The 8,981-nt window shown below is 63.5% G+C and carries 8 protein-coding genes and 2 pseudogenes; 5 read left to right on the top strand and 5 right to left on the bottom strand.

Features of this window, described 5'->3' with window-relative positions:
• The 3 genes from CN311_RS06835 to CN311_RS06825 all read left to right on the top strand — a co-directional run.
• Window positions 1-829: tyrosine/phenylalanine carboxypeptidase domain-containing protein (locus CN311_RS06835; protein ID WP_115504238.1), on the top strand; the 829-nt coding region annotated here is incomplete at its 5' end.
• 14 nt (window positions 830-843) lie between these two features.
• On the top strand, window positions 844-1,890 hold the full coding sequence (locus CN311_RS06830; protein WP_097572572.1) for a glutathione synthetase: 1,047 nt from the start codon (window positions 844-846) through the stop codon (window positions 1,888-1,890).
• A 181-nt stretch (window positions 1,891-2,071) separates the two neighbouring features.
• A complete protein-coding gene (locus tag CN311_RS06825) occupies window positions 2,072-3,847 on the top strand; it encodes an SLC13 family permease (RefSeq protein WP_097572571.1) in 1,776 nt (591 codons plus the stop codon).
• Between the two features lie 266 nt (window positions 3,848-4,113).
• Here the strand turns inward: CN311_RS06825 and CN311_RS33750 are convergent.
• Window positions 4,114-4,332, bottom strand: a pseudogene (locus CN311_RS33750) (DUF302 domain-containing protein); the annotation flags it as partial.
• 459 nt (window positions 4,333-4,791) lie between these two features.
• Between CN311_RS33750 and CN311_RS06815 the strand changes: the two are divergent.
• A complete protein-coding gene (locus tag CN311_RS06815; protein ID WP_097572570.1) occupies window positions 4,792-5,451 on the top strand; it encodes a L,D-transpeptidase in 660 nt (219 codons plus the stop codon).
• Between the two features lie 12 nt (window positions 5,452-5,463).
• The gene (locus tag CN311_RS06810) at window positions 5,464-5,976 is read left to right on the top strand and encodes an OmpA family protein (protein ID WP_097572573.1); all 513 of its coding nucleotides are present in this window, start codon (window positions 5,464-5,466) and stop codon (window positions 5,974-5,976) included.
• A 125-nt stretch (window positions 5,977-6,101) separates the two neighbouring features.
• Here CN311_RS06810 and CN311_RS06805 read toward each other — a convergent pair.
• From CN311_RS06805 to CN311_RS06790, 4 genes and pseudogenes are all read right to left on the bottom strand, one after another.
• A pseudogene (locus CN311_RS06805) lies at window positions 6,102-6,326 on the bottom strand (saccharopine dehydrogenase family protein); the annotation flags it as partial.
• Between the two features lie 52 nt (window positions 6,327-6,378).
• On the bottom strand, window positions 6,379-7,104 hold the full coding sequence (locus CN311_RS06800) for a 3-keto-5-aminohexanoate cleavage protein (protein ID WP_097572569.1): 726 nt from the start codon (window positions 7,102-7,104) through the stop codon (window positions 6,379-6,381).
• A 188-nt stretch (window positions 7,105-7,292) separates the two neighbouring features.
• The gene (locus CN311_RS06795) at window positions 7,293-7,955 is read right to left on the bottom strand and encodes a phytochelatin synthase family protein (RefSeq protein WP_097572568.1); all 663 of its coding nucleotides are present in this window, start codon (window positions 7,953-7,955) and stop codon (window positions 7,293-7,295) included.
• A gap of 130 nt (window positions 7,956-8,085) precedes the next feature.
• Window positions 8,086-8,981: sigma-54-dependent transcriptional regulator (locus tag CN311_RS06790; protein ID WP_097572567.1), on the bottom strand; the 896-nt coding region annotated here is incomplete at its 5' end.

Here is an 8,981-nt window from a genome sequence, read left to right as displayed (position 1 = left end):
CTATGGCAGCGTCGAGCCGGGGCTGGCGGCGCGCGCACGCGCCATTCTCGAGAAGGCGCCTGGCGTTGCGGCGGCCCGGCAAGAGGGGCTGGGCGCCGACGCTGTCGCCGCGGCCGCGCGAGACATGATCGCCGGCTATCGGGCAGCCTATCCCGACTTCGATGCTTCGGTGGAGATCCGCGGCGACCTGCCGGCCGGCCTCCTCGTCTCGCGAAACCGGCTGCTGGTTTCGCGCGATACCAACCTGCCACCGGAGCGTCTTACCGCGCTGCTTAGCCACGAGATCGGTGTCCACCTGCTGACCTACTTCAACGGCGATGCGCAGGGGCTCGCCATTTTCCGCAACGGGCTCGCCGGCTATGAGGGCATGCAGGAGGGACTGGCCGTGCTGGCGGAATATCTGGTCGGCGGCATGACCGCGGCGCGGCTGAGGCTGATCGCGGCCAGGGTCGTCGCCTGTCAGGCGATGCTCAACGGCGCGACATTCGAGGAAACCTTCGGTATTCTCCACAGGGATTTCGGTCTCGACGAGCGCAGCGCCTTCAATGTTGTGCTGCGTGTCTATCGAGGCGGGGGCCTGGCAAAAGACGCCATCTATCTGCGCGGCATTGTGCAAGTCCTCGATCACCTGAAGCGCGGCGGCAGCCTCACGCCGTTCTGGATCGGCAAAATATCCGCCGCGCATTTCGGAGCGATCCAGGAACTGAACGCGCGCGGCTTGCTGCGGGCGCCACGCCTCGAACCTGCGTTTTTCTCTTCCGATGCGGCGCGTCCGCGCCTCAAGAAAGCGATGGCGGGAATCGATCCGATCGATATGGTTGAAACCTGAGCGGAGTCTCCTCGATGCGCATTGCGTTCTTTGTCAATTCCATCGAGAGCGAGACGCCTGCCTACACGACGACAGCGTTGGCGCTGGCTGCAGTCCAGCGCGGCCATTCCGTTGTCTATGTTGAACCTGGCGACTTCATATTGCGGCCCGACGACAGTCTGGCGGTCAGCGCCGCGGTTCTGCCGGACGCTCCCTACAAGACGTCCGACAGGCTGCATGCCGCCCTGAAGGACGCCGCGAAGCAGAAGAAGACCTTCGCGATCGGCGACGTCGACATTGTGTTTCTGCGCAACGACCCGTCGCTGGACGCCACCGATCGGCCATGGGCCGCCAACGCAGGCGTTATGTTCGGGCGGCTCGCGGCGGAACGCGGCGCAATTGTCGTCAACGATCCGGACGGCCTGGGCCAGGCGCAGAGCAAGCTCTACCTCCAGTCTTTTCCCGAGACTGTCAGGCCGGCTACCCTGATATCGCGCAATATCACCGAGATCCGCGCATTTATCGACAAACACTCGAAGGGCTGCATCGTCAAACCACTGCAAGGGTCGGGTGGCAAGAACGTCTTCCATATTGCGACGCCTACCGATTCCAATCTCAACCAGATCTTCGAGGCGGCCAGCGGCGCCGGCTATCTCATTGCGCAGGCCTACATTCCGGAGGCCAAGGCTGGTGACGTGCGCCTGTTTCTGATGAACGGCCTGCCGCTGGCGCGCGACGGCAATTACGCAGCCTTTCGCCGCGTTCCAGCCAAGGGCGACGTGCGGTCCAATATCCATGCCGCTGGAACAGCCCGCAAGGTCAAGGTAACGACCACGATGTTGGGCATTGCCGAGATGGTGCGGCCCAAATTGATCAGCGACGGCATGTTTCTGGTTGGACTCGACATCGTCGGGGACAAACTTCTGGAAATCAACGTCTTCACGCCAGGCGGGCTGACACGGCTCGCCGCCATGTACAAGACGGATTTTGCCACACCTGTCATCGTGGCGCTGGAAGAAAAACGGACACTGCGTCAAGCCTATGGAAAGACCCTGACAAATTCGCGGCTGGCGACACTCTGAGGGACGCAGGCGTGACACGGGCGTTCGCTGGTTCGAGCGGGATATTTCACCAGCAGCCTGCCGGTCACTGACTGAAGTAGCGCCGGGCGGCGCAGGTCATCCGTCCTTGCGCTTTACACTTGCAACCAAGCGCTTCAGGAGGTGTTGACAGGCTGAGCCGAAGCGAGGGAACGTCCGGTCGATGCTGATCAATCAGGTTCTCGCCTTTGCCATCATCGCGCTCATGATGGCGGCGTTCGTCTGGGGCCGCTTCCGCTATGATCTCGTTGCATGCGGCGCGCTGATCGCCGCGCTCGCCGCCGGGGTCGTCCCATATGACAAGGCTTTTTCCGGCTTCAGCGACGACATCGTCATCATCGTCGGCAGCGCGCTGCTGGTCAGCGCTGGCGTCGCGCGCTCCGGCATCATGGAATTCGCCCTCCAGCGCTGCGCACCAAACGTGACGGGTGTCCGGGCCCAGCTCGTCTTGCTGGTCGCGGTCGTGACCATACTCTCGGCCTTCATCAAGAATATCGGCGCGCTGGCGATCATGATCCCGATCGCCTTCCAGTTCGCTCGCAGGTCCAAGACCTCGCCCTCGGTGTTCCTGATGCCGATGGCGTTCGGCTCGCTGCTCGGCGGGCTGATGACGCAGATCGGCACTTCGCCCAACATCGTCGTCTCGCGCATCCGCGAGGAAATCACGGGCACCGCCTTCACCATGTTCGATTTCACTCCGGTCGGTGCGGCACTGGCGGCCGCCGGTATCGTGTTCCTGGCGCTATTCTATTGGCTGGTGCCGGTGCGAACCCGCGAGTCCAGTTCCATCCACGAGGCGCTCGACAGCCACAGCTATGTCACCGAGGCGCGCGTCGTTGCAGACTCGGCGGTCAACGGCAAGAGCGTGGCCGACCTCCTGAAATATGCCGGAGGAGAAGTGGTGGTAACGTCGATCCTGCGCGCTCGCGCTCAGCGCATCATGCCACTGCCCGACGCAGTCCTGCACGAGGGCGACATCATGCTGATCGAAGGCTTGCCGGAGGCGCTCGACCGCGTTGTCGCCCAGGCGAAGCTCAGTGTCACCGGCAGCCGCCGGGCGGCCGGTGGAGGCAGCAACGAATCGTCCACCGCCATCGAAGCCGTCGTGGGCGAACATTCCCCGCTCATCGGCTGGTCCGCGCAACAGTTGGCGCTCTACGACCGTTTCAACGTCAATCTGCTGGCTGTCAGCCGCAAAGGCGAGCGTATCAGCGAACGCCTCGGCGCAGTGACGCTGCGGATGGGCGACGTGATCGTGCTGCAAGGCAATCCGCTGCGTTTGCCGGAAATTCTGCGCGAACTCGGCGCGCTGCCGCTCGCCGAGCGCCCGATCCTGCTCGGCAGCGTGCGGCGCGGCGTCGTCCCGGTCCTCATCCTGGCGGCGGCGATGGGCTCCACTGCCGGCGACCTGCTGCCGGTGCCGATCGCCTTCTTCACCGCCGCCGTCGCCATGGTGCTGTTCCGCGTCATTCCGGCACGCGATATCTACAGCGCCATCGACGGGCCCATACTGGTCATGCTCGCCACGCTGATCCCGGTCTCGGATTCGCTGCGCCGCAGCGGTGCGACCGACGTCATTGCCATGTGGCTCGCCGATATCGGCGCCGCGTTGCCGCCGGCCGGAGCACTGGCGCTTATGCTGGTCGTCGCCATGATCGTGACGCCGTTCCTCAACAACGCAGCGACGGTTCTGGTTGTCGCGCCGATCGCCGCCAGCTTCGCCGCAACGTTGGGCTATCGGCCTGAAGCTTTCCTGATGGCGGTGGCGATCGGTGCCGGCTGCGATTTCCTCACTCCGATCGGCCACCAGTGCAACACGCTGGTCATGGGCCCCGGCGGCTACCGTTTCAGCGACTATCCGCGGCTCGGCCTGCCGCTGTCGATTCTGGTCATCCTAGTCGCCGTTCCGATGCTGATGCTGGTCTGGCCATTGCGATAGCGCACGAACACGGGATTGATTTGCTCTTCGGTGTTAGTGAGAGTCATGAGCACCGAAAGCCGGACAGCATCACCGCTGAATGACCCGTTGATCACCCTTGGGTGATCAACTCCTCGTTCGGGATCAGGTATTCGCGGGCGCCGAGCCCACAATCGCTTCGGCGACCGCTTTCCTCAAAGCGGTCGCTGCCAGGGTTGCCTTCCGCCGCATCATGCGTATTCGGTACGGGCTCTCACTTCCATCCATCTGGAGCGTCTCAGGAGAGTTTAGCTTGCGCATTCGCGTAGCAAGGTTGTGATTTTCGCATCAAGAGTGTGGGCGACAGCAAGAGCCTCCAAACTACCATAGGAGAGCAGATAGCTCTCCATTTTGTCATAGGAGACATGCACGCCATCGGGACGTTGATCAAGAAGGACTGTGACTGGGCCGTAAGATCCAGCATCGGGAACGTGCTTGACCATTTCTTTCATAATGAGTGGATTGCCACCAGCGAGGTTGCCATTTGGTAGAGGGCAGTCCGCTTTCGGCCCGTCGCGGTGGTTCAGAAATGCACTCCGAATGGCTACTGCTGGTGCTTTCCAAGACCTCCTGTCTTTAGACGCTTTCGGTGATTCCGCGAGGTTTGTGACGGCCATGCAAAGGGCCTGAAGGTGACTTCGCCACTCTCGGTCCACGTCTCCGGGCATCGAATCCCCAAAGCAAGAAAACAGGCCGGAGGCGGGGATTAGGCGTGTATTGACGTTCGTCGTGGCGGGCGGGGAGTCAAATTCACTGACTATTCTTTGGTTGAAGTCGGTGCCGATAAGAGAACGTCTACAATCTTGGGTTCGGACCTAGAGTGGACAGACCGTTAACGGCGGACTGAAGCAACGCAGCATTTTCCACTTTGAGGCGAAATAATTCTCAACTATGGTTCGCGAGGCTTAAGGCATGGGGGATTGCCGATGGTTTTATCACGCAGGGGTGTCGTGATCGGTGGCCTGGCGCTGGTCGCGGTCGGTGCAACCGGCAATATTGTTCAAGCCGCAGTGGCAAAGTCCTTTTTCGCCGGTACCGCCAGCGACAACAATTTTGTCTATCGCAAGACCAACTTCGCCAAGATCGACAAGAGATGGCATCGCCAGATCGTCAAGTATTTCAGCAGCGAGCCGGTCGGCACCGTCGTGGTCGATACCCGCCACCACTTCCTCTACGTCATCATGGAAAACAAGACCGCCATCCGCTACGGCGTCGGCGTCGGCAAGGACGGCTTCAAATGGTACGGCCGCGCGACGATCGACCGCCGCGCGCTGTGGCCGCAATGGGTCCCGCCCCCCGAAATGCGTAAGCGCAGGCCGGACCTACCGCCCATGGTCGCAGGCGGCGCGTCCAACAATCCGCTCGGGCCGCGCGCGCTCTATCTGCACCGCAACGGCGCCGATACCGGCTACCGCCTGCATGGCACGCTGGAGCCATGGAGTATCGGCACCGACGCTTCCAGCGGCTGCATCCGCATGTTCCCGGAAGACATCATCGACCTCTACCAGCGGTGCCCGATCGGCACCGCGGTGGAGGTCCTGCCACACATCGCCGACCAGGCGCCCGCTTCCACCACTGTCGAATGATTGGCGCGCCTCATGAACCGCATGATTGAAAATGCGCGCCGGCTGCTCGCCGCCGGCCTGCTGGTGCTGGCCGCATCCTGCTCGACCAGCAACACGCTGGCCCCTTCCACGCCCGACGTCACCAACGCCGAGATTGCCGGCTTCCAGAACGTGCAGCCGGGCAGCGAGGAGGATTTTATCCTCAATGTCGGCCGCCGCACCTATTTCACGCAAGGTTCGGCCGCGCTCGATTCTGTCGCCAAAGCCACCCTTGACACCCAGATCGCCTGGTTGACAAAGCATCCGCGCTGGCTGCTCAAGCTGCAGGGTTTCGCCGACGATCCCGGCGCAAGTGAAACGGCGCTGTCGCAGCAGCGCGCCGATGCGGTGATGGACTACCTCGCCGCTGGCGGCATAGACCGCAACCGCTTGTGGGCCAAGGGCTACGGCAAGGACAGGCTCGTCCGCGACTGCCCCGACGCCGCCTGCAGGTCGCAGAACCGCCGCGTCGTGTCTAATTTGCGCGATGAGAGGGACGAGTCGTAGGGGCCGCAATCGGTTCCCGGAGAAGTCATCCTGCGTCGGTGCGCGCTGCCCGCTGCGCTTGCAGCCTGATCGTCGGCGCCTCTTTCCGCCCATCACGACCTCTCAACCGTTCGCAATCCTCATTCTCAGCCGACCATTTTGGATACCCGTATACCGCGCTTGGCCAGTTCGTCGAGGAAGCGGCTGTCGGGCACATGCAGCGGCGGGTTGAGCAGGCCGGGCGTGGCGATTTCGCCGCGCCCCGGCATCTGCGCGACGATGCTTGCGGGATAGCCGACGCCGAGGCTCATGCCGAACAGGCCCGACGCCAGGTCGCGTTCGATGATCAGGTCCGAGGTCACCGTCTTGCGATCAGCTGCCCGCAAGGGGAGAGATTGGCCATCACCAACACTTTTTCCGCGCCTACCGGCCGGCCCGGAAGATCGCGACCGCCGCGGCCGTCAGCGCGGCATTGCCGGACGCAATCGTTCCGTCCGGCAGGGCCTTGCCGTCTTCCAGCCCGACGCGGGTCGACCATTTGCGCCCCGCCGCCCGCTCCACGAAAGGCCACATGGTGGCGTTCTCGCCATGCAGCAGGATGCTGCGGCGCATGCCGGCGTGCTCCAGCACCGTTTCGATGCCGTCCGACACGGCAAAGGCCTCGTCCAGCGTCTGCTCCGAAATCTCGATCAGAATGCGCAGCACCCGTCCGCCATGGTCGAGGCTGACAAGGCGCTCCGCGTCGGCGATTGACGCAAGCCCGGCCTCGACGCCGATGCCGCGCTGGCGCAGACTCTCCATCACGAGTGGTGCCGCCGGCTCGCTGAGATTGACCGAGGCGTAATCCGGCAATTCACGCCAGCCGGCGATCGCCGCCAGCGTGCGCTCATCGTCATTCTCGATCCAGGCGCCGGTGGAGACGCCGATCAGCGTTCCCGGACAGGCGTGGCGGAGCGCGAGCACAGTCGGGTCCATTGCCGCCGGCGCCAGGCTTTCGCGGCCGTCCGGCCCGCGCGCATGGACATGCAGCTCGGCTGCACCGGCGGCCACGCAGGCCGCGCCGTCGCGCGCCATGGCGTCGGGATCGAGCGGCAGTTGTGGATGGAAATCGGCGCTGCGCGCGCCATTGATGCAGGCTTGAACGATCATGGGGACGGGAACCTGGTTGCGGCTGCAGGCAATCTAGCGCAGGGCCGCGAAAACCGGAATCGGTACGGCGAAGACTCCTGACAGACGAAGACGGCAAAGCCTGAACCGATGTGACAGAATGTGCCGCTATTCCCTTGCTTCAGTCCGTGCCCAGGCCACGGCGACGGCGCCTCGCATCAGTCTCGTCTTCATTCGATCAGCAGCAAGCCGCGCTTTTGGTCGCCATCGCTATCGATTGTGTCCATGGCCGAGAACAGGCGTTCGCGCTCGATCAGCCATGGCTTGTAGCGTTCGTTGACGTCGAGAACGAAAACCATGTCCTGCGCCTCCAGATAGCCGCCGATCGGCGAAAAATGGCCAACGCCGGCGCCGAAGATCTTCTCGCGGGTAAAGTTGATGATGTAGCGGCGGCCGGGATCGTTGGCGCGCTTCATATGTTCGTGGAATTCCTCGGCGGTCAGATTGCGAAGCACGGAGACTTTCCGCCCGGTCTTCGTGCGAGCGACTTCGGCAACCTCGTCGAGCGTCAGGCCGATGATGCAAAAGCCGGTCCAGCACTTTCCCGTCCCCTCGAGGACTTCCGCTTCGGTTGTCTCCTCTTCGCCGATCGAGCGGAATGTGTTTGCGACGCTTGCCGGACCGCATCGTGACCCGTTCGATTGCCATTGGAGGTCGGCATTGAAGGTGGCGGCCACGGGCAGCTTCCAGGCGGTGTCGATCAATTCGGGGGTACGCGTCACGGATGACTGGATTGCCTCTGGCGAGACCGCCGCCTGACCGGCAATCAGGAATGCGGCACCGCCGAGCAGGGCAACGCCGGCAATCGCAGCGAAAGCAAGACCGCGCTTCATGGCCCGAACCTCGAAGCAGTGCAGCGGAAAGACATTGCAGAAACGCGGTCATAACGTCAATCAGCTGCAATAGGCCCAAGGGGCAAGCACTACAGCCCGGACCTCAAGCGGCGCCGAGCGATCGATATTCCTATCTGGAAAACTCGCTGCGCACGATGCCGTGGCGCTGGAGCTTGTCGTAGAAGGTCTTGCGCGGGATGCCCAGCGCCTCGATGGTGCGCCTGACATCGCCCTCATTGCGGCCGAGCGTCTCGCGGATGATGTCGGCCTCGTAGCGCTCCAGCCGCTCGGGCAGCTTCATGGCGGCATTCGGCTCGGTCGGGGCAGGGGATGGCGCCTGCGCTGCTTCTTCCAGCCCCAGGACAAAGCGTTCGGCGAAATGCGCGAGCTCGCGCACGTTCCCCGGCCAGTCATGCTCCCTGAGATGGCGGTGGACGGCGGCCGGGACAGAAGGCACCGGACGCCGGAAGCGGGCGGCGGCGCGCTCGGCGAAATAGAAGAACAGCAAAGCGATGTCGTCGCGGCGCTCGCGCAGCGGCGGGATCGAAATCGTCACCACGTTCAGCCTGTAATAGAGATCCTCGCGGAACGGGCCGCGCTGGCGCGGATCGCCAAGATCGACCTTGGCGGCGGCGACGACGCGCAGATCCACCGGCCGCACTTCGTTGGTGCCGAGCGGGGTGACTTCGCGCATTTCCAGCACGCGCAGCATCTGCACCTGTGTCGAGACCGGCATGCTTTCGATTTCGTCGAGGAACAGCGTGCCGCCGCTGGCATGCTCGATGCGGCCGATGCGCTTCTTCTGGGCGCCGGTGAAGGCGCCCGCCTCATGGCCGAACAATTCGCTCTCGATGACGGTTTCCGGCAGCGTGCCGCAATTCAGGGCGACGAAATTGCCCCTAGCGCGGCGGCTCCAGCGATGCAGCAGGCTCGCCACCACCTCCTTGCCGGAACCGGTCTCGCCGGTCACCAGAACGTCGACGTCGGTGTCGGCGATCTGCCGCAGCGTTCGGCGCAGCCTTTCCA

It is taken from the genome of Mesorhizobium sanjuanii (assembly GCF_002529485.1).
GTDB lineage: Bacteria > Pseudomonadota > Alphaproteobacteria > Rhizobiales > Rhizobiaceae > Mesorhizobium > Mesorhizobium sanjuanii.
The sequence above is the reverse complement of the archived record's forward strand: the minus strand, read 5'-3'. Positions and strand labels throughout refer to the sequence as shown.